The sequence below is a fragment of the Sedimentimonas flavescens genome, from assembly GCF_019264375.1.
In the GTDB taxonomy this organism is placed as follows: Bacteria; Pseudomonadota; Alphaproteobacteria; order Rhodobacterales; family Rhodobacteraceae; genus Rhodobacter; species Rhodobacter flavescens.
The window spans coordinates 128,637-149,960 of record NZ_JAHVAI010000001.1 but is presented as its reverse complement, the minus strand read 5'-3'; the positions used below and the strand labels follow the sequence as shown (position 1 = coordinate 149,960).

Genomic DNA, 21,324 nt, shown 5'->3' with positions numbered 1-21,324 from the left:
CCGCGTGAATGTGGGACCGATTTCCCCGTCCTCGCGCCTCCTCCCCGAGGCCATGGGCCTATTCCGGGCGCGGCTGCTCACGCGGCAGCGGACGTTGGGTGAGTGGCACATGGCCCCCCGACGCCCGAAAGTCAAGAAAAACCCGCGTCAGCTGCGGTCGGCGGTGTCCATCCAGATGGTCACGGGGCCGTCGTTGAGCAGGCTCACCGCCATGTCGGCGCCGAATTCACCATTCGCGACGGGCAGGCCAAGCCCGCGCAGCGCACCCGAGAAATACTGGTAAAGCCGGTTGCCTTCATCAGGCGCTGCGGCCGCGGAAAACCCGGGCCGGTTCCCGCGCGAGGTATCGGCCGAAAGCGTGAACTGACTGACCACGAGGCACGCCCCGCCAATGTCGGTGACCGAGCGGTTCATCTTGCCCGCCTCGTCCTTGAAGATGCGCAGCTTGGCGATGCGCCCGGCCAGCTTGTCGGCCTCGGCCTCGCCGTCGCCCTGCATCGCGCAGATCAGGATCAACAGGCCCTGACCGATCTCGCCGATGGTTTCGCCGTCCACCACGACATTGGCGTGCCGGACCCGCTGGATGAGTGCTCTCATGCCCGTTCTCCTTGTTTGGGTCCGGGCTTACCCCCCCGCCCGATCAAGGTAAACCGCGACACCGACCACAATCGCGACCAGAGCGACCGCGAAGGCGATTTTCCACGCCGACCAAGGCCGGTCGCCCTGCACCTTGCCGGTCTGAGCGTTGACGACGAAGCGGTAACTGCGGCCGCGATACTTGTAGGCGGCGGTCCAGACCGGCAGCAGGATATGCTTGAAGGTCTCGGCACTGAACGCGGGGTCGAGCCGGGTGATGCGCTGCTCGTCCCCGCCGATGTCGCGCCGCACGTCCGACTGGATGACATGCATCATCTCGGCGCGGGCGAGGTGATGACCTTCGTGCAGCTCGACCGTGTAGCCCTCGGCCGAAAAGCCGGCGAGGTAATCGGGGCGATACCCCGTCAGCCCGCTCAGATCCCAGGGCCGCAGCGCGTCGATATAGCCCGGCGGCAGCGAGCGCGCGGCATAGATCAGCACATCGTCGAAGACCCGCGCGACGCGGCCCGCCGCGTGGCGCCAGCGGACATGGCGCACCTGTTTCTGGCGTGTCTCCCACCGGCCGTTGTTTTGCACACGCACCTGGCGGGTTTCATAGTAATAGTCGCCGCGCTGCCCGGTGTATTCGGTGCGGCTGGCGGCGTCGAAGGTCCAGAAAGGCGCGTAGATCCCGTTCAGCTTGCGGCCCCGGCGCGCGTATTGCGCCAGCCCCGAGGGTGCGAACCACAGCCGCCCCAGCCAGCGCCCGAGTGACGCTCGCGCCTCCTCCTCGGTCAAGGTGAAAGGCACGAGCCCCTGCGGCTTGATCAGTCGCTTCGTGCCGGTATCGACCACCACTGGGGTTGCACAAAACGGACATTCGGCGGCGTGTTCTGCGCCATCGAACTCGACCAGAGCACCACAATTCGGACAAGACAGTGTCCGGTGCTCCTCCATCTCCAGATCCGGCAGTTCGGCCCGCAGGACGGCGTCAAGAGGTAGCTCGCGCAGCCCCGAGGCCCCGCGCCCCGTGGCACGCGGGATGTCCTGAATATGCCCGCAATAGTCGCAGACAAGTCGCTCTTGCCCCGGGGCAAAGCGCAAGTCAGCGCCACACGATTCGCAAGGGTAGTGATGCTCGGCCACAGGCCGCGCCGAGGGCTCCGGCATGGCTCAGCCTGCGGGCGGCGGCGGGGGAGGGGCGATGGTGAAGAGCTGCGCGAGCTCGGTAATATCCTCGGCACGCATCCAGCCATCCTGTCCGGGCGACCAGACCAGCGAGTCACGCGTAAAGCCGCCCTCGCTGACCATGCGGCCCAGATGGCCGCGCCCATAGGGGCCGGTCGTCTGCCCGTTCACCGCTACATGCCAGACCTTTTCGACCGGAGGCGGGGGCGGCGGGGGCGGTGCGGCGGCAGCCGCGCCGCCTCCGCCTTGGGGCGCCTGTGCAGCGGGCGCAACACCCCAGGGGCCCCACCCCATCTGATGGCCCATCGCCATGCCCATGCCTGCACCCATCCCGGCACCCATGGCCGTGCCCATACCGGCCGATGCGCCAGATCCGGGCTGGCCCATGGCCTCGGCCGCATTGAACTGCATGTAACGGTTCAGATCGCCCACGATCCCCATCGAGGTGCGCTTGTCCAGCACCGCCTCGACCGCCTCGGGCAGGCTGATATTCTCGATATAGAACTCGGGGATCGAGAGGCCGTAGTTGCCCACCACCGGCTCAATTGCCTTGGCTACCAGCTTGCCCAGATCGCCGGTGTTCGCCGCCATATCCAGCACCGGAATCCCCGAGCTCGCGACGACCCGGCTGAACTCCTGCACGATCACGTTGCGGATCTGAAAGCTGATCTCGTCGGCGGTGAACTCGCCATCCGTGCCGACGATCTCGGACATGAACTTGGCCGGGTCCGAGACGCGCATCGAATAGGTGCCAAAGGAACGCAGCCGGATCGGGCCGAACTCGGGGTCGCGGGCGATGATCGGGTTCTTGGTGCCCCATTTGAGGTCGTTGAACCGCGTCGTGTTGACGAAATAGATCTCGGATTTGAAGGGCGAGCGGAAGCCGTGATCCCAGTGCTGCAAGGTCGTCAGGATCGGCAGGTTGTTGGTCTCGAGCATGTAGAGCCCCGGTCCGAACACATCGGCCAGTTGCCCCTCATGCACGAAGACCGCGGCCTGCCCCTCGCGCACGGTCAGCTTGGCGCCGTATTTGATCTCGTGCCCCTCGCGCTCGAAGCGCCAGACCATCGTGTCGCGGGTGTCGTCGGTCCAGTGAATGACGTCAATGAATTCGCCGGTCAGAAAATCGAGAATGCCCATCTGGCCCTCCTAGCTGTCGGCGCCCAGAAGTTCGGACGCAATGTCTTCGACGATCGGGCGCGCCTCGGCCTCGGTCATGCCGGGGCGCAGGCGCGGATCGTACAATATCTGCAACAAAAGCTCGTCATGCCGCGTCAGCAGCGCGAATTCCTCGTCATCGTTGAAGATCGACGGGCGCGCGCGCGGATAGTCATTGGCCAGACCCATGCCCTGCGCCAGTTCCTCATGCACACAGGACATCCGCAGCCGGTCCGGGTGCTCGGCCCGGATCACCGCCACCGCCCGGCTGTAGCTGGCCGAACGCCCGTCAGAGAAGGCGAAGACCACGCAGAATGTCGTCGGCGGCAGGTCGGTGATCGCATTGACCGAGGCCGCGTCGATCCCCGGCACAAGTTCGCGCAAGCGTTTGGCGCCGTTGCGGCGCTCATCCTCGTTCAGCACCAGGACCGAGAAATTCCCGCCACTGGGGACGACCCGCACCGGGTGTCGTGTCGCGCGGCCGATCTGCCCGGCAAAGGCGGTGATCGCGGCACTGTCCTTGCGGCGCTGTGCGGCGGGCACGGTGGGGCCGAACTCGACCCCGATCGTCACGGGTTGCTCCCACCGGCGCAGGCGCGACTTGGTGGTGCTGGCCACGAATGTGCCGCCCCGGTTGGAATACTCGTCGTAAAGCGCGATGTGGACGAAGTTATCCACCAGCTGGCGCCTGCCGAAGGGGGCATCGCGCGGCGCCACATCCTGCCGCAGCAGGCCCTGGTCGAGCAGCATCGTCTCTACCTGCGCGAAATAGGCCTGCATCGCGCGGCTCTCGCCCGAGCGGTTCTCCTCGCCCAGTCCTTCGGGCGCGCTCATCGGGCGCGGGGCGGTGCGCGGCGCCGCGCTATTCGTGGGCACGCAGCCCGCAAGGGCCGCGCCGATGGCGACGGCCCCCGCCAGCCGGCGCAGAGCAAGGCGCGCGCCGCTGGTGTTGATTTCCCAGTTCAGGAAAAGCGGCATGATCAGGCGGCACCCCCGGGAGCACGCGCCGAAGCGAGGGTGTCGCGCAGCTTGGCCTCCAGTGTGATCAGTTCGGCCTCGGCGGCGGCGCGGGCGCGCTTGCCCTCGTCAGCGATCCGCAGCGAATCCTCGATCGTGCCGATCAGCTCGGCATTGGCGGCCTTTACCGCGTTGATGTCGAAAATGCCCCGCTCCATCTCGGTGCGCACGGCGGCATTGGCCTCGCGCAGGTTCTTGGCATTGGCCTGTAGCAGGTCGTTCGTCAGATCGGTGGCCTCGCGCACCGCCCGCGCGGCCTCGGCCGAGCGCTGGATCGTCACGGCCTGCGCCAGTTGCGTTTCCCACAGCGGCACGGTGTTCACCAGCGTCGAGTTGATCTTGGTGACCAAGCTCTTGTCGTTTTCCTGCACCAGCCGGATCGAGGGCAGGCTTTGCATTGTCACCTGCCGCGTCAGCCGCAGGTCATGCACCCGACGCTCCAGATCATCGCGCGCGGCGCGCAGATCACGCAGCTCCTGCGCGCGCAACACCTTGGCGGTCTCGTCCGCGGTCTCGATCGCGGCCTCCTTGGCGGGGATGTCATTGGCATCGACTTCGCGCAGCTTCTCTTCGCCCGCCGCGATATACAGCGCCAGCTCGTCATAGAAGCTCAGCGTTTTGTCATAGAGCATGTCGAGCGACTTGATGTCCTTGAGCAGCTTGTGCTCGTGGCTCAGCAGATCGTCAGTGATGCGGTCGATCTGGCCCTGTACCGCCTCGAAGCGCGACAGGAACTTGGCGAAGGGCGCGGCGCGGCCCATGAGCTTTTCCCACCAGGACCGCTCGCGGCGCACATCGAGTTCCGAGACCGAAAAGCCGCGGATCGTCGTGACGATCTGACGCAGGCTGTCACCGGCCGGGCCGACATCCTTGTTCTTCACATCGGCCAGCATCGATTGGCTGATCGTCTGCAACTCGCCCTGCGCCTGCGAGCCGAAATAGATGATCGAAGCGGTATCTCCGAGGTCGATCTGCGCCATGCGCGCGCGAATATCGTCGGCGACGGGGGGCGCGGCCTCGGCCAGCGGGGTTACCTCGGCGCCGGGCTCGGGCAGCACGACTGCGTTGAGATTTTCGATTTCGCTCAGGGCCTCGGCGGCCTTTTGGCGGACAGTCTCGGTCATCATTACCCCCGAAGGAGGGCGAAGACCTCAGACTTTCCGCGCCAAGGCATCGCCCAACACACCCATCTCGATGTCGAGTGCACGGCTACCCATGCCCTTCAACTGCGAGAGGCAGCGTTTCGCCTCGCTGGTCATTCTGCCAAGCGTGCTGCGATAGCTGCCGACGGCATCATCCCCTGACGAGGCAGCAAGGACAACCGAAAGTTTTTCCGCAGCCTGCTCAAGCGCCTCAAGCTCGGGGCCCAGATGAGCGCTGACCTGGGCGTGATGCTCGGGTTGGCTGGCTAACACCGTCAGGAGCCGGTTCAGCGTGGCTTCATAGAGCGCAAAATCGGGCAGCAGTTCGGGAACGTTGCGGCGCAGGCGGTTGTGGATGCGGCGGCAGCGCTCCTTGGCGCGCACGCTCAGGCGATGCACCTCAAAGCCGTGGTCGGTCTGATGCGCGGCGCCTTCGCGGTCACGCTGCGGGTCACGGCCGAAAGCCATCGACAGCAGCAACCAGAGCACGACAGAGGGCATCACGGCCCAGTTCGGCCCCATCTCGTAGCTGCCGCCCGCAAAGAGCGCGAGCGTCGCCATGAACATGCCGATACGCTTGCGGGGCAGGGCGGGGCGATGCGCGTTGCGGTTGGCGCGCCATTCGCGCTCGGCCAGCAGGCCCTGCTTGAGCACCCAGATCGCCAGCAGCCACAAGGTGGCCACGAAGATCAGTTGAACCATTCCCGTCGGCCCATGGCTGAGTGCGCCCGGAATGCCGATCAGCGGCAGGCTGCGCAGCACCATCAGCCGTCGTGAAAGCGAGGGGGTCAGGCTGCCCGCTTCCGCCTTGCCGTCGGGCAAAAGGCTGCCGGGGGTATGGCGCAGGCCCGTCGTGTCGAAGCGCGCCACGATCCGCCGCAGCAGGCTGCGGGCATCGGAGACGAACTTGGGTGCGACGACTGTCTTCATAGACCAACCCCAACGAAAACCAAGCTGGCGACGACCAGCGCCAGACCGAACGAAACAGCGGGCACGAGCCCCTCGGGTCCCCAGTCGACTTTCTCCTCAAGCGCCGCCACCAGCTTGTGCCAGGCCTTGCTCAGCGCGTTGCGGCTGATGACCAGAACCGCCACCACGCACAGCACCATCGCCATCACCGCCAGGATCGCACTGACCGACTTGGCGCTGGACAGAACGCCTGACCGCTCCAGCCGGAAGGCCAGCACCGTCAGGGCGAGACACAGCGTCAGCGCGCAAGAGAGAAGAATGGTGCTGAACTTGAGCATTCGAGAAGTGACCGGTCCGAGTTTGGAACACTCTGACCGGCCGAGGAGGCGAAACTGTGGCAATGGGGTGAAATTGCGGCGGCGTCAGCCCCGCGGAGGGGGCAGGTTTTCGCGGGCAAGGCGCTCGCGCAGAACCTCGATTTCGACCTCCAGCCCCTCGCGGCCGTTCTCGATCAGCCGGCGGGTGCGCGCGGTGAAATTTTCTTCGAGATCAGTAAGTAACGCCTCATAGTCGCGGCGCGCGCCGGGGTCGCGCGTGGCGCCCCAAAGATCGACGAAGCGGATCGTGGCGTCGCGCGCGCCCTCAAGGTAAACCCCCATGTAGCGGCGCGCGGCGGCCAGATCGCCGGGGTCTTCCTCGACCGCGCGGAAAAGCTGTCGCGCGGTGGCCGCAAAGGCCTCGACGCGGGCGGAAAGGCGGCCGTCCTGCGCCCGCGCGATGGCCTCGCGCATGGCCGCTAGATGCTTCTCGCCCTCGGCCACCACACGGGCCACGCGGTCTTGCTGGAACGGGTCGATCCCCTCCATGCCCTTGTCGCGCATCGGGTCAGGGCCGAAGGCGACAAGGCTAAGCGCCGCTCCGATCAGCCCGATCACGCCCGCGCCGGGCAAGCTTGCGTCGGTCGCACCAAGCGCAAGTCCCGCACCCAGCAACAGCGCGCCCAAGATCTTGCGCGGCAGGGCCGGGCGGCGGGCAACGCGGCGGGCTTCATAGGCGGCTTCGGCCTTCAGCCCCTCACGCAAGAGCCATGCGGCCAATGCGATCACGCCAAAGGCGCCGATGCTGCGCGCAAGGTTCGTGGGGCCGGTGCCAATGGCGCCCAGCACGAAGGGCAGGGCGGCGACCGCGATCCAGAAGGGCCAGCCCTCTTGCCGATGCTGGACGCGGGGCATCCGTTCGGGCGGCAGGGTGCTGCGGTCGGGCTCGGAGGGATTTTGCGGATCGGGGCTGTATTTGCCGCCGTAACGCTGCGCCATGCTACACGCCTCCGGTCAGCGCTACCGAGAAGGTCAGCGCGAGAACCAGAAAATAGGCGATATATCGCAAGGTGTTAAGAGACATCGAACCCCACCCCGGAAGGCCGCCAGCGTGCGGCACCCTCAAAGAATAGGCATTCGCGGGCAGGCTCGCCAGAGGCAAGGGGAAGGAAGGCGGGGATTTCTCCCCGCCAATCAGATCTTAGTCGCGCTTAGGGCCGCGCGGGCCTTTGGACTGCGGGCGGCCAGCACTGGCGCCATGCGACTTGAAGCCCGCGGCGCGCGGCTTGCCTGCGCCGCCATGGCTCTTGAAGCCCTGCGACTTGAACCCGCCGGGCTTGCCGTCATCGCGGTCACGCTTGGCGGCGAAGGGGCGATCCCCACGGGGCTTATCACCCCAAGGCTTGTCCGACTGCGGGCGGTCGCCACGGGGCTTATCACCCCAGGGCTTGTCCGAGCGCGGATGATCCCCACGGGGTTTATCACCCCAAGGCTTGTCCGACTGCGGGCGGTCGCCACGGGGCTTATCGCCCCAAGGTTTGTCCGACTGCGGGCGGTCGCCACGGGGCTTATCGCCCCAAGGTTTGTCCGAGCGCGGACGATCCCCACGGGGTTTATCACCCCAAGGCTTGTCCGACTGCGGGCGGTCGCCACGCGGCTTGTCGCCCCAAGGCTTGTCCGAGCGCGGACGATCGCCACGGGGCTTGTCACCCCAGGGTTTGTCCGACTGCGGACGATCCCCACGGGGCTTATCCCCCCAAGGCTTGTCCGAACGCGGGCGGTCGCCGTAGCTGCGCTTGGCGCCTTCGCCAGCGGCATCGTCGCGGTGCGAGCGGAAGCCCTCGGCGCGCGGCTTGCTACCGGCCTTGGACCAGCGCGGCTTGCGCTCGGCGCCATCGCCCATCGGACGCGCGCTGCGCTCGGGCCGGTCGCCCGATCCGGCGAAATCGCGCTGGCGGCCAAAGCCCTTGCGCGGGGCCTCATCCTCGCCGCGCGCGGGGCGCGAACGGGGGGCGGCGCGGCCTTCCTTGGCCTCGTTGGCGCGCGCAAAGCGGGCCTCGCGCGCGGCGCGGCCTGCCTCTTCGCGCTCGGTCATCGACTTGCGGCCATCCTCGACGCCCAAGAGCAGCCGGTCGCCCATCTGGTCGCGCAGCACCTTGCGCTTGATCTCGACGACTTCGCCGGGCTGCATTTCGTTGAGGCGGAAGGGGCCGTAGCTGACACGGATCAGGCGGTTCACGGTCAGGCCGATCTCGGTCATGGCGCGGCGGATCTCGCGGTTCTTGCCCTCGCGCAGGCCCACGGTCAGCCAGGCGTTGGCACCCTGCTGACGGTCCAGTGTGATCTCCATCGGCATGAAATCCTCGCCGTCGATGGTGATGCCTTCGCGCAGCGGGCGGAACGCGTCATCGGTCGGGCGTCCGTTCACGCGCACACGGTATTTGCGCAGCCAGCCGGTTTCGGGCAGCTCGAGGCGACGCTTGAGCCCGCCGTCATTGGTCAGAAGCAGCAGGCCCTCGGAGTTGAGGTCGAGACGGCCGACGTTCAGCACGCGCGGCATGCCCTCGGGCATCTCGTCGAAAATCGTGCGGCGGCCCTGTTCGTCCTTCTCGGTCGTCACAAGGCCAAGCGGCTTGTAATAGAGCCACACGCGGGTTTCCTGCGGCGCGTCAATCGGCTTGCCGTCGATGGCCACCTTGTCTTTCGGGGAAACGTCCAGCGCGGGGGAGGTGACGGGCTTGCCGTTTACGGTCACGCGGCCTGCCAGGATCATCTTCTCGGCGTCACGGCGCGAGGCCACGCCGGAGCGGGCAATCACCTTTGCAATGCGTTCGGGGGTATTCGCCGGAGTGGCGGGCGTTTCGGTCATCGATGTCGTCCTTCTAAGGGAATGGGCGCGCGGAGGTCTCGGGCGCAAGCCGCCCCTCTAACCGATCCCTTGGCGCTTGGGAAGCGCCTTGCGCGGCGGCGCGATCATATGCATGTGTTCGGCATGGAGTTCATATCGCATATGCATCTGGCGCTGGAGGAGGCGCGCGCCGCCGCCGGTCGCGGCGAGGTGCCGGTGGGCGCCGTGGTGATCTCGCCCGCGGGTGAGGTCGTCGGGCGTGCCGGGAACCGCACGCGCGAGCTGTCGGACCCCACAGCCCATGCCGAGATCCTCGCGATGCGCATGGCCTGCGCGGCGGCAGGGTCGGAGCGTTTGCCGGGGCACGACCTTTACGTCACGCTTGAACCTTGCCCGATGTGCGCCTCGGCGATCTCGCAGGCCCGGATCGCGCGGCTTTACTATGGCGCGGCCGATCCCAAGTCGGGCGGCGTGGCACAGGGGCCGCGCGTCTTTGCGCATCCGCAATGCCACCATGTCCCCGAGGTCTATGACGGCATCGGCGCGTCCGAAGCTGAACGGATGCTCAAGGACTTCTTCGCCGCACGGCGCTGATCCCTTACGCGATTCGCGGCAAGGTAATCCCCCTGGCTAGAGGATGATCGCTCGCATCACCTGCGGCTCGATCACCTGAACGCCCGGCAGGCCCGCCGTCAGTGCATCGGCGGATTGTTCGAGCAGCGGGAAGGTGCGGTAATGGCACGGGATCACCGTCTTGAAGTCGAAGTATTTCTTCGCGGCCCATGCGGCGGCCTTCATGTCCATGGTGAAATGCCCACCCGTGCAGAGAATGCCGATGTCGGGCGCGTGATACTCGCCCATCCAGCCCATATCGGCCATGATCGTGGTATCGCCGCTGACATAGATCGTGTGGCCCTCGCCCGCGATCATGTAGCCCGCCTCGCCCCCCGCATAGAGCGGCCCGTTCGGCCCGCCGACCGAGGAGGAATGCGCCGCCGGCACCATGGTGACCTTCGCGCCGCCCAGATCGACCGTGCCGCCTTTGTTGAAGCCCACGCCCGCGATGCCCTGCGTCTCTTGCCACCAGGACACGAGATCATAGATCCCGACGACCGGGATATTCAGCTCTTTCGCGATGGCCAGCGTGTCGCCCGAATGGTCGCCATGGCCATGCGTCAGCAGAACATGGGTCGCGCCCGCGATGGCCTCGGCGCGCTTTTCGGCGGGAAAGACCGGGTTCCCGCTCAGCCACGGGTCGATCAGGATAACCGCGTTTTCGATTTCCAGCCGGAAGCCGGAATGGCCGAGCCAAGTGAGTTTCATCGCATCCTCCGCTGTTTTGCCCCAGATAGGCGTCGCAACCGCGCCCGGCAAGCGCGCTTGAAAGCCGGGGCCATGGGCGCTAAACCCGGCCCAAGACAATCGGAGACCCCTATGTCCATTGACATCGACACCGCCCGCAAGGTGGCGCATCTGGCGCGCATTGCCGTGGCCGAAGAGGATCTGCCCAAACTTGCCGGGCAGCTGAGTGGCATTCTGACCTTCATGGAGCAGCTCAACGAAGTTGACGTGGAGGGGATCGAACCGATGACCTCGGTGACGCCGATGCGTCTCAAGCGCCGCGAGGACGTGGTGACCGACGGCGGCTATCAGGACAAGATCCTCAAGAACGCCCCCGACGCCCGCGAGGGCTTCTTTGCCGTGCCGAAGGTGGTCGAATGAGCCTGAACAAACTGACGATCGCCGATGCCCGCGACGCGCTGCGCAAGGGCGATGTGACCTCGGTCGAGATCACCGAAAGCTGCCTTGCGGCCATCGAAGGCGCGGGCGTCCTGAACGCCTATTGCGCCAAGACCCCCGAGATCGCACTGGATCAGGCCAAGGCCGCCGATGCGCGCATCAAGGCCGGCGACGCGCCCGCGATGTGCGGCATCCCGCTGGGGATCAAGGATCTGTTCTGCACCACGGGCGTGGCCTCGCAAGCAGCCTCGAACATCCTCAAGGGGTTCAAGCCCGAGTATGAATCGACCGTCACGCAGAACCTGTGGGATGCGGGCGCGGTCATGCTGGGCAAGCTCAGCATGGACGAATTCGCCATGGGTTCGTCGAACGAGACAGCCTGCTACGGCCCGGTCGTGAACCCTTGGAAGGTCGATGATCGCAAGCTGACACCCGGCGGCTCCTCGGGCGGCTCGGCTGCGGCGGTTGCGGCGGATCTCTGCCTTGCGGCGACCGGCACGGATACCGGCGGCTCGATCCGTCAGCCCGCGGCCTTCACCGGCATCGTCGGTATCAAGCCGACCTACGGGCGTGTGTCGCGTTGGGGTGTGGTGGCCTTTGCCTCCTCGCTCGATCAGGCCGGTCCGATGACCAAGTCGGTGCGCGACGCGGCGATCATGCTTGAGGCGATGGCCTCGGTCGATGCCAAGGATTCGACCTCGGCCGATATTCCGGTGCCGAATTTCGAAGCGGCGCTGACCGGCGACATTCGCGGCAAGAAGATCGGCATTCCGCGTGAATACCGCATGGACGGCATGCCCGCCGAGATCGCCAAGATCTGGGAAGATGGCAGCGCCATGCTGCGCGATGCGGGCGCCGAGATCGTCGACATCTCGCTGCCGCATACCAAATACGCGCTGCCCGCGTATTACGTGATCGCGCCGGCGGAAGCCTCGTCGAACCTCGCGCGTTATGATGGCGTGCGTTACGGCCACCGCGCCAAGCTGGGGGCGGGCGACGGCATCGTCGAGATGTATGAAAAAACCCGCGCCGAGGGCTTCGGCCCCGAGGTGCAGCGCCGCATCATGATCGGCACCTATGTGCTCTCGGCGGGCTTCTACGACGCCTATTACAACCGCGCCCGCAAGGTGCGCGCCCTGATCAAGCGCGACTTCGAGATCGCCTTCGCCGACGGGATCGACGCGATCCTGACGCCCGCGACGCCGTCGTCGGCCTTCGGTCTGGGTGAGATGAAGGATGCCGATCCGGTCGAGATGTATCTCAACGACGTGTTTACCGTGACGGTGAACCTGGCGGGTCTGCCTGGCATCTCGGTTCCGGCGGGGCTCGATTCCAAGGGTCTCCCGCTAGGTCTGCAACTGATCGGCCGGCCCTGGGCTGAGGGCGATCTGCTCAATCATGCCTATGTGCTTGAGAAGGCGGTCGGCTTCGCGGCCAAGCCCGACAAGTGGTGGTAACGGAGTAAGCCGATGAAAATCCTCGTTCTTGCATTGCCTGCGCTGGCGCTGATGGCGTGCACTCCGACCGGGCCCGGCACGACTGGGGTCGGCTTTGGCGATTACGGGGCGTATCTGGCGCGCCGCGAGGCCGAACTGGTGGGGCAGCGTCAGGCGGCCATTCCTGCTCCACAGATCGCGCCTGCGCAGCCGGTGGTGACGGCGGCGGCTCCGGTTACGGCGAACAACGGCTATGGCTCGGCGCCGCTTTCGGCGCTGGTGCCGAGCGCGATCCAGCCCGGCGCCGCTGTGCCCTCCGCAGCCGTCGCGACGCCTGCTTCGGGTGCTGACCAATCCCTCGGACAAGAGGCGCTGGCGACGCTGGCCGCGACCTCGCCGACCCCGGTGCAGCCTGCCGCGGCCGTGGCGCCCGCCGCCCCGGTGCCCGCGCCCGTGGTGCAGGGCTCGGCCGGTCCGAACCTTGCGGCCTATGCGCTGTCGGCAACGAACGGGATGGGCCAGCAGATATACGAGCGCGGCGGCTTCCACCTGACTGATTCCGGCAAGGCCTGCGCCAAGTATATCTCGCCGGATCTGGCGCAGATGGCGTTCCTTGAGAAGGGCGGGCCGCAGAAGGATTCGCTCAACCTTGATCCCGATGGCGACGGCTTTGCCTGCGGATGGGACCCGCGCCCGTTCCAGGCCGCGCGCCAGTGACGCTGCCCTCGCCCAATTTCGGCGAGCGCAGGGGCGGTTTGCGCCCGGAACTGATCGTGATCCATTACACCGCCATGCGCAGTTGCGCCGAGGCGCGGGCGCGCCTGTGCGACCCGGTGGCCGAGGTCTCGGCCCATTGGCTGATCGCCGAGGATGGCCGGGCCGAGCAACTGGTGGATGAGGCTGCGCGGGCCTGGCATGCGGGTGCCGGGGCCTGGCGTGGGCAGGGGGATGTGAACTCCCGCTCGATCGGGATCGAACTGGCGAATACCGGGGATGCGCCTTTCCCCGAGCCGCAGATGGCCGCGCTTGAGGCCCTCTTGCCCGGGATCATGGCGCGCTGGAGCATTGGCCCCGAGGGCGTGATCGCCCATTCCGACATGGCGCCCGACCGCAAGGCCGATCCGGGGCCGCGCTTCGATTGGCGCAGGCTGGCGTTGCAAGGGCTGGCGGTCTGGCCCGAGGCAGGGCCGCAGCTGCCCCCCGATCCGCAGGTGTTTGCGGCGCTGGCGCAGGCCTTCGGTTACCCCGATGTGCCGCCCTCGCAGCTCTTGCAGGCCTTCCGGCTGCGCTTCCGGCCGCGCCATGACGGGCCGCTCGATGGCGCCGATATGGCGATGGTCGCGGCGCTGGCGGCGCTCTATGGCGATGACGGCGATCAGTGGCGTGCCTGCTAGCGATTGACGCGAAGGCCGTCCGGGCCTATCTGGGCTGCGCGCGGATGGCTGGATGACCGCGGCTGCCCATAGCTCCGCGTTTCGCGGATAGCTGGGGGGTCGAGGAAAGTCCGGACTCCATGAAGCGGCGGTGCCGGGTAACGCCCGGCGGGGGAAACCCTAGGGAAAGCGCCACAGAGAAGAGACCGCCCTGCTTGCAGGGTAAGGGTGAAACGGTGGGGTAAGAGCCCACCGCGGGACGGGTAACCGGACCGGCACGGCAAGCCCCACCGGGAGCAACGCCGAATAGGGACCACGCGCCGCTCGCGGCAGGGGAGCTTCGCCCCGAGTGGTCCGGGTTGGCGGCTAGATCCTGCGGGCAACCGCAGGGCCAGAGGAATGGTCATCCAGGGGGCAACCCCGGACAAAATCCGGCTTACAGGCCATCCGCGCAAATTCTTCCCTCCGCCCATCGCGGCCATTCGTCCCTGTGGCGAAAAAACCTTTGGTAGAATGGGTCTTTGGCCGCACTATTCGCGAACCTGAACAACCGGGGGTGTTAGGATGAGTTTCGTGAAGACGCTGGCCACGCTGGCCGTTGGGTTCGCCGCGGCGCGCGGGGTCGACAAGTTCCGCAAGATCGGTGGCATGGAAGGCGTGAAAGAGGCGATGCGCGGTGCCGCCGAGCCGGGCGGCATGGCCGACCAGATGGGCGATTTCGCCGAGAAGATGGGCGTTCCGGGTGGCAAGGAAGCCGTGCGCGACATGGTGGCCAAGTTCGGCTCGCAGGCGGTTGCCGCGACCGAGGCGACCGAGGCGGGACTGGGCAATCTGATGTCCGCGATGACCGGAGCCGCGACCGCGGGTGCCAAGGGGCTTGGCGACATGATCGGGGCTGTGTCGGCGGCCTCACCGGGCAGCGCGGTCATGGAAGAGCAGGCCAAGCTGATGATCCGCGCGATGATCCAGGCGGCCAAAGCCGATGGAGAGATCGACCGTGACGAGCGCGCCAAGATCATGGATCACCTGTCGGATGCCTCGGACGAAGAGATCGCCTTTGTCGCGGCGGAACTCGATGCGCCGATCGATGTAGCGGGGCTGGCGGCGGCTGCGGGTGAAAGCGCCAAGGCGCAGGTCTATTCGGCCGCGCTGATGGCTATTTCGGTCGATACCGATGCCGAGAGACAATATCTGGCGAATCTGGCGGCGGCGATGGGTTTGGAGGCCTCCAAGGTTCTGGAAATCCACAAGGCGATGGGCAAACCGACGCACTGAGCCGCGATAAATTCGGCGAAGGCGCGCTTTGGAGGTTGACTCTGAAACGCGCCTCGCTAAAAGGCGGGCTTCAAAGGAATTCAGCGGGCTACAGTGCCCGGCTCTAGGAGAACGACAATGGCGAAGCCGACGACGATCAAGATCCGTCTGAACTCGACGGCGGGCACCGGGCACTTCTACGTGACCAAGAAGAATGCCCGCACCATGACCGAAAAAATGACCGTGAACAAATACGATCCGGTCGTTCGCAAGCACGTCGAATACAAGGAAGGCAAGATCAAGTAAGATCTTCCTGACCTTGGGTCTAAAAGGCCGCACCCGAAGGTGCGGCCTTTTCCTTTTGCGCGGCAGAAGAAGATCAGATCCTAAGCTCTGACGAAGCTAGTGGGTTTTCTCCGGTGTCCCGTGGCACTGCCTGAGCGGGAACGCGCGATGAAAGATGTCCGCGCGGACCCTGGCTGCTTTGATCGCGCTGAGCGGCCCGGTCTTGGTCGAAGACCCTGAAGCCCGTGCTGTGCTGGATACCCCCGCCGATCTGCTCCATGCAGGCTCTGCCGGCTGCCTCGCGACCGCGCAGGCCCTGCAAGGGGCGGTCTAGGCGCGGATCGCCGCGCCTTCGGACAATACCCCTGCGCCGTGCGTGCCGCCGGGGTCGCTGCGCGCGCCCTGTCAGCAGCCCGAGGCATTCCGATTCGGCGATGCCATCGCGAATTCCTGCTTTGAGGCAGGATATGAACGAGGCAGCCGTATCGGGCCAGTCTCTGTCCGATCAGGTGAAGGCCGCCGACCCGGCCGGAGATGAAAATCTGCGCGCCGCTCTGGGGCATGGCTAAAGGCCGGGGGCCCGGTCAGCGACCTGCATGACGGGCGCGCGCGATCGTTACCGGAGGCCGTCCCGTGGCAAGGTGGCGAAGCCCAGCCTGCCCGTGATAGGGTCGCGCGGATGGCGCCCGATACGCGCCGCCCTGATCCGCTACCTGGAGAGTCTCTGATGCGTTTGCCCGCCGTTGTCGCCCTTCTGGCCCTTGCGTCCCCCGCCGTGGCCGATGTGCCGGAAGCGATCGGCAAGCACGTCCTGCCGGGCTATGCCGCCTTTACCAAGGCAACGGCCGATCTGGCCGTCGCTGCGCAAAAGGACTGCACGGCCGAGGGGCTGCGCGATGAATGGAACGCCGCCTTCGACGCCTGGCTGATGGTCGCGCATCTGCGCAAGGGTCCCGCAGAGGAGCAGGGTCGCGCCCTGGCCATCGCCTATTGGCCCGACCCCAAGGATATCGGCGGGCGTCAGCTTGAGGCGATGCTGACCAAGGCCGACCCCGCCCTGCTGACGCCCGAAGGCATGGCGCTGGCCTCGGTCGCTGCGCGCGGGCTGTTTGGGCTGGAGCGGCTGATTTATGGCGAAGGCGCGCAAATAAGCGATGCTTATGTCTGTGATCTTCGCAAGGCGCTGGCGCAGGATCTGGCCGCGATGGCCGCGACGACCGAGGCGGGCTGGACGGGCGGTTACGCCGATCTGGTGCTGAGCGCCGGTGCCGAGGGTAATGCGAGTTTCCTGACCGCCTCCGAAGGGCGGCAGGCGCTGTTCACCCAGTTGATCACCGGGCTTGAGTTCGACGCAGACACGCGGCTCGGACGCCCGCTTGGCACCTTCGATAAGCCCCGCCCGGAACGGGCCGAGGCGCTGGCCTCGGGGCGCAGTCTGCGCAATGTGACCCTGTCGCTGACCGCGCTGCGGGCGCTGGCCGAGGCGCTTGCGCAGGGGCTGGGTGAGATCCCGCAGACCGAGGCCGCGTTTGACCGCGCGCTCGATCTTGCAGGCAAGCTCGATGACCCGACTTTTGCGGGCGTTGCCGATCCGTCGGGGCGGCTCAAGGTTGAGATCCTGCAACAGGCCATCCAGGCCACGCGCACCGCCGCCGAGGCCGAGATTGGCGCGCTTCTTGGCGTGTCTGTGGGGTTCAACTCGGCCGATGGCGACTGACAACAAAGGACTACCCCAATGAAACGCCGTGCTTTCCTCGCCTCGTTTGCCGCTGCGGCGGCGCTGCCGCGTGCAAGCTGGGCCGATGCGGGCAGCCCGGCCTATCTGGCCGCAGCGAAAGAGGTCAGCGGGGACTATTCGCTCAGCGGGATTTCGCGGGCGGGTGAGCGGCTTTTTTCGCTGCCCCTGCCATCGCGCGGCCATGCGGCGACGGCGCATCCGACGCGCCCCGAGGCTGTGGCCTTCGCGCGGCGTCCGGGCACTTTCGCGCTGGTGATCGACTGCGCTTCCGGCGCCACGACCGCGCGCCTGACCCCGCCCGAGGGACGCCAGTTCAACGGCCACGGTGCCTATTCGGCTGATGGCGCGACGCTTTATACCTCGGAAGTGGTGGCCGAAGGCTCGGAGGGGCGGATCGGCATGTGGGACGCCGCGCGCGGTTATCAAAGGATCGGAGAGTTCGCCTCGAACGGGATCGGCCCGCATGAGATCCGCCGCCTGCCGGGTTCGGACGATCTGGTGGTCGCCAATGGCGGCATCCAGACCGACCCGTCGGACCGCACGCCGCTGAACCTCGACACGATGCGCCCGAACCTGAGCTACCTGAGCCCCGAGGGCACGGTGCTTGAGGTCGTGGACCTGCCCGAGCTTTGGCAGAACTCGATCCGCCATCTCGCGCTGCGCTCGGACGGGCAGGTGGCCTTTGCGATGCAATGGCAGGGCGATCTGGCCGAGCCGGTGCCGCTGCTGGGGCTGCACCGTCGGGGCGGGGATGTGACTCTGGCCGAGCCGGTTGAGGCAGAGATGTTCGCGATGAAGGGCTATGCCGGTTCCGTCGCCTATACGCAGGATGGCCAGCAGGTGGCGATCACCTCGCCCAAAGGCGGGCGGATTCAGGCGTTCTCGGCCACGGGCGCGCCGCTCTGGTCGCTGGCGCGGGCGGATGTTTGCGGGCTCGGCCCCTGCGCCGAGGGGGGATTTGTCGCGACCGACGGGCAGGGCCTTGTGGCGCGGGTCATCGACGGACGGCTGGAGCCGCTGTCGAGTGCGCGTGTCTCCTGGGATAACCATCTCGTCGCGCTTGGCTGACAAAGGGGCTTAGGCCGCTTTTGTCTGGCGAGGTCACGTACCCCCGGTTGCGCGTCTCCGCGCCATTTCACACCACGGGCCGGAGGCCTCGGCGCACAAAGCTCTGCCCATCCAGTGGGCGCAGCGCCACAAACTCGCGCCTGCGCCTGATAAGGTCGAGGAAACCACAGTCACCGTTCAGCGCCCCTCCGTTCGCGCGGAAGCCTGCGTGATCTCCCATCGCTGCGAATGGGGCGCGCCTCAGGCCTTGCGCGCGTTGCGGCGCCATTCCGAGGGGGTCTGTCCGAACATTGCCCGGAACAGCCGCGAAAACTGCGCCTGATCGGAGAAACCGAAGCGATAGGCGATCTCGGCCATCGGAAGGTGCAGCGAGGAGCCGATCATGTCGCGCGCCGCGATCAGGCGCTCATCCCGGATGAATTGCGAGACGGTCTTGTTGGTGTCGCTGAACAGCTCGTGCAGGTAGCGCTTCGAGATCCCGCAGGCATCGGCCACCAGATCGGGCGCAAGGTTCGGATCCGAAAGGTTCTGACGGATGATCTGCTCGGCGCGGCGCAGGTGGCCCGCGCGGACGGCGCTGCGCACGCCTTCGTCGCGGTCAATCTGATCGTCAAGCGCAAGCGCCAGCACCTCGATCAACTGACGCCCGAGGATATCTGCGGCTCGCGCCTCGGTCGCTGGCAGAGCCTGCAACTGCGCCATCATCTGCGTGAAAAGCGCCGGAAGCCCCTTGCTGGCATCGATGACCCGCGCGCAAAGCCGGTCCGGGTCGCGCAGCTTCTCCGACAGGGCGCGCTTGGAGATCTTGAGCACGGCGAGTTCGTTCGGCGCGCCGTAGGAAAAGCGATAGGGTTCGTCCCCGCGTTCAAGGATGAAGCCGCCCGGATCGCAGCGCACCTCGCGGCCAAGCTGGCGGAATTCGACCGGGCTGAGGCGCGGCACGGTGATCAGATATTCCTCGTCATGGGCGTAAGAGATGTGATTGGGGCGGCGTTCATATTGCAGCGGCTCGGTCACCAGACGCGACAGGGATACATTGCCCATCTGCCGCTTTTCCAGCAGCCCGCTGAAGGAACCGGCATCGCGAAAGGTCAGATGCAGAGGAAAATAGGTTTCTGCGATCACGCGGTTCCAATGCGCGGATCGTTGGGCCGGTTCAATCCTGGCCGTGCTATGTGCCGTCAGTTCCATGCGCTTTCTCCCTCAGCGCCTGTAGAATCGCTAGCCCTGGGCACCCAGCATATCAAGAAAATTGCGTGACGGATTTGCCCCAGTGCGCGGATTGCCAAGGTTTCATGCGCGCAGGGGCAAATCGGCCTGATCGACTGCGCGGAATTGCAAATCATCCCGCACGGCGCTGCAAGATCGCGGCGCGGTTTCCCCGCAAGCTGATCGTCATGTTGAGAGGCCGGAAAGCGGCCCGGTGAACAGGGAGACTAACGACAGCGCCGTTTTGGCGCCCCTGTCGTCGTGGCGGCTTCCCAAACGGGGAGAATGCAAATGCCTAAACGTAATGTGGACCCGATCACCCTTTCGGTGGTGCGGGGCGTGCTGGAAACCACGCAGCGCGAAATGACGCTGACCCTTGAGCAGACGGCGCGCTCGTCGGTGTTCAACCTGGCGCATGACTATTCGACGGCGCTGTTCAACCACACGCCCGAGATGATCCTGCAAGGGCAGGACATTCCGATCCACCTCGGCTCGCTGATCCCGGCGATGAAATCGGTGGCCAAGTTCTTCGATGGCGAGATCAACGAGGGCGACCTGATCCTGCACAACGATCCGGCCTATGGCGGCAGCCATATCATCGACACCTGCATGTATATGCCCGTCTTCTACGAAGGCGAACTGGTGTTCTGGACCGTCTGCAAGGGCCACCTGACCGATATCGGCGGCCCGGTGCCGGCAGGCTACAACCCCAATGCGACCGAGATTTTCGCCGAAGGTCTGCGCATTCCGCCGGTGAAGCTGTGGGACAAGGGCAAGCCGCGCCATGACGTGATGAACCTGCTGCTGACCAACATGCGCGCCCGCCGCGACCAGGAGGGCGATTTCAACGCGCTGATCGGCGCCTGTCAGGTGGGGGCGCGCAACCTCAAGGGGCTGATGGACAAATACGGCAAGGACGTTGTGCAGGACTGCATCGCCGAGTTGCTCGACATGGCCGAGGCGCATATGCGCAAGCTGATCTCGGAGGTGCCCGACGGCACCTATTCCGGCACGGCGATCCTTGAAGACGCGGGCCACGGCTTTGGCGATTTCGAGATCAAGGCAACCGTCACCATCACCGGCGACAGCTGCCATATCGAAATCGCGAGCCCGCCGCAGATCCCCTATTTCATCAACAGCTATGAGGGGAACAGCCACTCGGGCGTCTATCTCGGGCTGATGATGTTCGCGCAGCTGCCGCCGCCCTATAACGAGGGGCTATACCGCTGCGTCAGCACCGACATGGGGCCGAAGGGCACGCTGTGCAACGCCAAGTCGCCCGCCCCGCACATGAACTGCACCACGACGCCGATGGAGACCCTGACCGATGCCGTGCGCCTTGCCTTCGAACAGGCCGCGCCCGCCAAGGTCTCGGCCAGCTGGGGTCATGCCAATGGCTGCAACATCGCGGGCTGGGACAAGCGGCATGACGAGGAATATGTGACCATGGTTCTGGCCTCGATCATCTCGGGGGCAGGGGCCACGGCCAGCCAGGATGGCTGGCACGCTTGCGGGCCCGAGTGCTGCTTCGGCGCGCTGACCTCGGGCGATATCGAGATGCTGGAACACAGCTACCCGATCATCATCCATCGCTACTCGCTGATGGAGGACTCGGGCGGGGCGGGCAAGAACCGGGGCGGCTCGGGCACCTGCTGGGAAGTCGAGCCCCTCGACAGCCCGATGACCCTGATCACCTTTGGCGAGGGCCGCCGCATTCCCGCGATGGGCGCGGCCGGGGCGAAATCGGCGATGGTGCAGCCCAAGGTCGGGCGACTTGAGGTCACCCGCAACGGCGAGACGCAGATCATCACCGAGAACGTCATCGAGACGATCCAGCCCGGCGAACGCGCGGCCAACAAGAACCCCGGCGGCGGCGGCTACGGCAACCCCTTCGAGCGTGACATTCAGAAGGTGGTCGAGGACGTGCGCAACGGTCTCGTCAGCCTCGAAGGCGCCCGGCAGGACTATGGCGTCGTCATCACCGACCGCGAGACGCTGAGCGTCGATGCCGAGGCGACGGCCAAGCTGCGCGCCGCGTGATCCGTTCATCTGACTGAAATCACCGG

The 21,324-nt window shown here is 66.3% G+C and carries 22 protein-coding genes, 1 other RNA gene and 1 pseudogene; 13 read left to right on the top strand and 11 right to left on the bottom strand.

Annotated elements, in window-relative coordinates:
• Positions 1-147 precede the first annotated feature (147 nt).
• From dtd to KTQ37_RS00755, 9 genes are all read right to left on the bottom strand, one after another.
• Entirely contained in the window at positions 148-597 is a 450-nt protein-coding gene (dtd, locus tag KTQ37_RS00795; RefSeq protein ID WP_218628563.1) for a D-aminoacyl-tRNA deacylase, read from the bottom strand.
• Between the two features lie 27 nt (positions 598-624).
• Positions 625-1,746 carry a TFIIB-type zinc ribbon-containing protein gene (locus KTQ37_RS00790; protein WP_218628562.1) on the bottom strand — a complete coding sequence of 374 codons (1,122 nt, stop codon included), beginning with the start codon at positions 1,744-1,746 and terminating at the stop codon, positions 625-627.
• Between the two features lie 3 nt (positions 1,747-1,749).
• Positions 1,750-2,904 carry an SPFH domain-containing protein gene (locus KTQ37_RS00785; protein WP_218628561.1) on the bottom strand — a complete coding sequence of 385 codons (1,155 nt, stop codon included), beginning with the start codon at positions 2,902-2,904 and terminating at the stop codon, positions 1,750-1,752.
• 9 nt (positions 2,905-2,913) lie between these two features.
• Complete coding sequence (locus KTQ37_RS00780) at positions 2,914-3,900, bottom strand: DUF2927 domain-containing protein (RefSeq protein ID WP_218628560.1); 987 nt, start codon at positions 3,898-3,900, stop codon at positions 2,914-2,916.
• A 2-nt stretch (positions 3,901-3,902) separates the two neighbouring features.
• Positions 3,903-5,063, bottom strand: a complete 1,161-nt coding sequence (locus KTQ37_RS00775) for a toxic anion resistance protein (RefSeq protein WP_218628559.1) — start codon at positions 5,061-5,063, stop codon at positions 3,903-3,905.
• Positions 5,064-5,090: 27 nt separating this feature from the next.
• Positions 5,091-6,011, bottom strand: a complete 921-nt coding sequence (locus KTQ37_RS00770; RefSeq protein WP_218628558.1) for a hypothetical protein — start codon at positions 6,009-6,011, stop codon at positions 5,091-5,093.
• Positions 6,008-6,328 (bottom strand): hypothetical protein, encoded by a 321-nt coding sequence (locus KTQ37_RS00765; protein ID WP_218628557.1) that lies wholly within the window; start codon positions 6,326-6,328, stop codon positions 6,008-6,010. Before KTQ37_RS00765 ends, KTQ37_RS00770 begins: the two co-directional genes overlap by 4 nt.
• A gap of 84 nt (positions 6,329-6,412) precedes the next feature.
• The gene (locus KTQ37_RS00760; RefSeq protein WP_218628556.1) at positions 6,413-7,306 is read right to left on the bottom strand and encodes a 5-bromo-4-chloroindolyl phosphate hydrolysis family protein; all 894 of its coding nucleotides are present in this window, start codon (positions 7,304-7,306) and stop codon (positions 6,413-6,415) included.
• 202 nt (positions 7,307-7,508) lie between these two features.
• Positions 7,509-9,176, bottom strand: coding sequence for a pseudouridine synthase (locus KTQ37_RS00755; RefSeq protein WP_218628555.1), 1,668 nt, complete (start codon positions 9,174-9,176; stop codon positions 7,509-7,511).
• Between the two features lie 123 nt (positions 9,177-9,299).
• Between KTQ37_RS00755 and KTQ37_RS00750 the strand changes: the two genes are divergently transcribed.
• Positions 9,300-9,749, top strand: coding sequence for a nucleoside deaminase (locus KTQ37_RS00750; protein WP_218628554.1), 450 nt, complete (start codon positions 9,300-9,302; stop codon positions 9,747-9,749).
• A 36-nt stretch (positions 9,750-9,785) separates the two neighbouring features.
• Here KTQ37_RS00750 and KTQ37_RS00745 read toward each other — a convergent pair whose 3' ends face one another.
• Complete coding sequence (locus KTQ37_RS00745) at positions 9,786-10,478, bottom strand: metal-dependent hydrolase (RefSeq protein ID WP_218628553.1); 693 nt, start codon at positions 10,476-10,478, stop codon at positions 9,786-9,788.
• Positions 10,479-10,589: 111 nt separating this feature from the next.
• Here KTQ37_RS00745 and gatC point away from each other — a divergent pair, with 111 nt between their 5' ends.
• From gatC to KTQ37_RS00690, 11 genes and pseudogenes are all read left to right on the top strand, one after another.
• The gene (gatC, locus tag KTQ37_RS00740; RefSeq protein ID WP_218628552.1) at positions 10,590-10,877 is read left to right on the top strand and encodes an Asp-tRNA(Asn)/Glu-tRNA(Gln) amidotransferase subunit GatC; all 288 of its coding nucleotides are present in this window, start codon (positions 10,590-10,592) and stop codon (positions 10,875-10,877) included.
• On the top strand, positions 10,874-12,352 hold the full coding sequence (gene gatA, locus KTQ37_RS00735) for an Asp-tRNA(Asn)/Glu-tRNA(Gln) amidotransferase subunit GatA (protein WP_218628551.1): 1,479 nt from the start codon (positions 10,874-10,876) through the stop codon (positions 12,350-12,352). Before gatC ends, gatA begins: the two co-directional genes overlap by 4 nt.
• A gap of 12 nt (positions 12,353-12,364) precedes the next feature.
• Complete coding sequence (locus tag KTQ37_RS00730) at positions 12,365-13,048, top strand: hypothetical protein (RefSeq protein WP_218628550.1); 684 nt, start codon at positions 12,365-12,367, stop codon at positions 13,046-13,048.
• Positions 13,012-13,725: an N-acetylmuramoyl-L-alanine amidase gene (locus tag KTQ37_RS00725; RefSeq protein WP_236020993.1), complete on the top strand. Its 714-nt coding sequence runs from the start codon at positions 13,012-13,014 to the stop codon at positions 13,723-13,725. Before KTQ37_RS00730 ends, KTQ37_RS00725 begins: the two co-directional genes overlap by 37 nt.
• Before the next feature lie 40 nt (positions 13,726-13,765).
• Positions 13,766-14,159: RNase P RNA component class A (rnpB, locus tag KTQ37_RS00720), an RNA gene on the top strand.
• Positions 14,160-14,268: 109 nt separating this feature from the next.
• Positions 14,269-14,979, top strand: a complete 711-nt coding sequence (locus KTQ37_RS00715; RefSeq protein ID WP_218628549.1) for a DUF533 domain-containing protein — start codon at positions 14,269-14,271, stop codon at positions 14,977-14,979.
• Between the two features lie 117 nt (positions 14,980-15,096).
• The gene (gene rpmG / locus KTQ37_RS00710; RefSeq protein WP_011750518.1) at positions 15,097-15,264 is read left to right on the top strand and encodes a 50S ribosomal protein L33; all 168 of its coding nucleotides are present in this window, start codon (positions 15,097-15,099) and stop codon (positions 15,262-15,264) included.
• 154 nt (positions 15,265-15,418) lie between these two features.
• Positions 15,419-15,577 carry a hypothetical protein gene (locus KTQ37_RS00705; protein ID WP_218628548.1) on the top strand — a complete coding sequence of 53 codons (159 nt, stop codon included), beginning with the start codon at positions 15,419-15,421 and terminating at the stop codon, positions 15,575-15,577.
• A gap of 252 nt (positions 15,578-15,829) precedes the next feature.
• Positions 15,830-15,971, top strand: a pseudogene (locus KTQ37_RS16985) (di-heme oxidoredictase family protein); the annotation flags it as partial.
• The gene (locus tag KTQ37_RS00695) at positions 15,971-16,960 is read left to right on the top strand and encodes an imelysin family protein (RefSeq protein WP_218628547.1); all 990 of its coding nucleotides are present in this window, start codon (positions 15,971-15,973) and stop codon (positions 16,958-16,960) included. The pseudogene KTQ37_RS16985 and the gene KTQ37_RS00695, both read left to right, overlap by 1 nt.
• Before the next feature lie 18 nt (positions 16,961-16,978).
• Positions 16,979-18,049 (top strand): DUF1513 domain-containing protein, encoded by a 1,071-nt coding sequence (locus KTQ37_RS00690; RefSeq protein ID WP_218628546.1) that lies wholly within the window; start codon positions 16,979-16,981, stop codon positions 18,047-18,049.
• A gap of 240 nt (positions 18,050-18,289) precedes the next feature.
• Here the strand turns inward: KTQ37_RS00690 and KTQ37_RS00685 are convergent, their stop codons facing one another.
• On the bottom strand, positions 18,290-19,240 hold the full coding sequence (locus tag KTQ37_RS00685; RefSeq protein WP_218628545.1) for an AraC-like ligand-binding domain-containing protein: 951 nt from the start codon (positions 19,238-19,240) through the stop codon (positions 18,290-18,292).
• A 309-nt stretch (positions 19,241-19,549) separates the two neighbouring features.
• Between KTQ37_RS00685 and capB the strand changes: the two genes are divergently transcribed.
• Positions 19,550-21,298 carry a caprolactamase subunit beta gene (capB, locus tag KTQ37_RS00680; protein WP_218628544.1) on the top strand — a complete coding sequence of 583 codons (1,749 nt, stop codon included), beginning with the start codon at positions 19,550-19,552 and terminating at the stop codon, positions 21,296-21,298.
• Positions 21,299-21,324 lie beyond the last annotated feature (26 nt).

What these genes read in the sequence shown, in the direction of transcription:
- KTQ37_RS00765 (WP_218628557.1), bottom strand. Translation starts at nt 6,328, where the DNA reads ATGCTCAAGTTCAGCACCATTCTTCTCTCTTGCGCGCTGACGCTGTGT.
- KTQ37_RS00750 (WP_218628554.1), top strand. Translation starts at nt 9,300, where the DNA reads ATGGAGTTCATATCGCATATGCATCTGGCGCTGGAGGAGGCGCGCGCC.
- capB (WP_218628544.1), top strand. Translation starts at nt 19,550, where the DNA reads ATGCCTAAACGTAATGTGGACCCGATCACCCTTTCGGTGGTGCGGGGC.
- KTQ37_RS00770 (WP_218628558.1), bottom strand. Translation starts at nt 6,011, where the DNA reads ATGAAGACAGTCGTCGCACCCAAGTTCGTCTCCGATGCCCGCAGCCTG.
- KTQ37_RS00780 (WP_218628560.1), bottom strand. Translation starts at nt 3,900, where the DNA reads ATGCCGCTTTTCCTGAACTGGGAAATCAACACCAGCGGCGCGCGCCTT.
- KTQ37_RS00690 (WP_218628546.1), top strand. Translation starts at nt 16,979, where the DNA reads ATGAAACGCCGTGCTTTCCTCGCCTCGTTTGCCGCTGCGGCGGCGCTG.
- KTQ37_RS00730 (WP_218628550.1), top strand. Translation starts at nt 12,365, where the DNA reads ATGAAAATCCTCGTTCTTGCATTGCCTGCGCTGGCGCTGATGGCGTGC.
- dtd (WP_218628563.1), bottom strand. Translation starts at nt 597, where the DNA reads ATGAGAGCACTCATCCAGCGGGTCCGGCACGCCAATGTCGTGGTGGAC.
- KTQ37_RS00760 (WP_218628556.1), bottom strand. Translation starts at nt 7,306, where the DNA reads ATGGCGCAGCGTTACGGCGGCAAATACAGCCCCGATCCGCAAAATCCC.
- KTQ37_RS00685 (WP_218628545.1), bottom strand. Translation starts at nt 19,240, where the DNA reads ATGGAACTGACGGCACATAGCACGGCCAGGATTGAACCGGCCCAACGA.
- KTQ37_RS00785 (WP_218628561.1), bottom strand. Translation starts at nt 2,904, where the DNA reads ATGGGCATTCTCGATTTTCTGACCGGCGAATTCATTGACGTCATTCAC.
- KTQ37_RS00755 (WP_218628555.1), bottom strand. Translation starts at nt 9,176, where the DNA reads ATGACCGAAACGCCCGCCACTCCGGCGAATACCCCCGAACGCATTGCA.
- gatC (WP_218628552.1), top strand. Translation starts at nt 10,590, where the DNA reads ATGTCCATTGACATCGACACCGCCCGCAAGGTGGCGCATCTGGCGCGC.
- KTQ37_RS00725 (WP_236020993.1), top strand. Translation starts at nt 13,012, where the DNA reads ATGGGACCCGCGCCCGTTCCAGGCCGCGCGCCAGTGACGCTGCCCTCG.
- KTQ37_RS00790 (WP_218628562.1), bottom strand. Translation starts at nt 1,746, where the DNA reads ATGCCGGAGCCCTCGGCGCGGCCTGTGGCCGAGCATCACTACCCTTGC.
- KTQ37_RS00775 (WP_218628559.1), bottom strand. Translation starts at nt 5,063, where the DNA reads ATGACCGAGACTGTCCGCCAAAAGGCCGCCGAGGCCCTGAGCGAAATC.
- KTQ37_RS00705 (WP_218628548.1), top strand. Translation starts at nt 15,419, where the DNA reads ATGTCCGCGCGGACCCTGGCTGCTTTGATCGCGCTGAGCGGCCCGGTC.
- rpmG (WP_011750518.1), top strand. Translation starts at nt 15,097, where the DNA reads ATGGCGAAGCCGACGACGATCAAGATCCGTCTGAACTCGACGGCGGGC.
- KTQ37_RS00715 (WP_218628549.1), top strand. Translation starts at nt 14,269, where the DNA reads ATGAGTTTCGTGAAGACGCTGGCCACGCTGGCCGTTGGGTTCGCCGCG.
- KTQ37_RS00695 (WP_218628547.1), top strand. Translation starts at nt 15,971, where the DNA reads ATGCGTTTGCCCGCCGTTGTCGCCCTTCTGGCCCTTGCGTCCCCCGCC.
- KTQ37_RS00745 (WP_218628553.1), bottom strand. Translation starts at nt 10,478, where the DNA reads ATGAAACTCACTTGGCTCGGCCATTCCGGCTTCCGGCTGGAAATCGAA.
- gatA (WP_218628551.1), top strand. Translation starts at nt 10,874, where the DNA reads ATGAGCCTGAACAAACTGACGATCGCCGATGCCCGCGACGCGCTGCGC.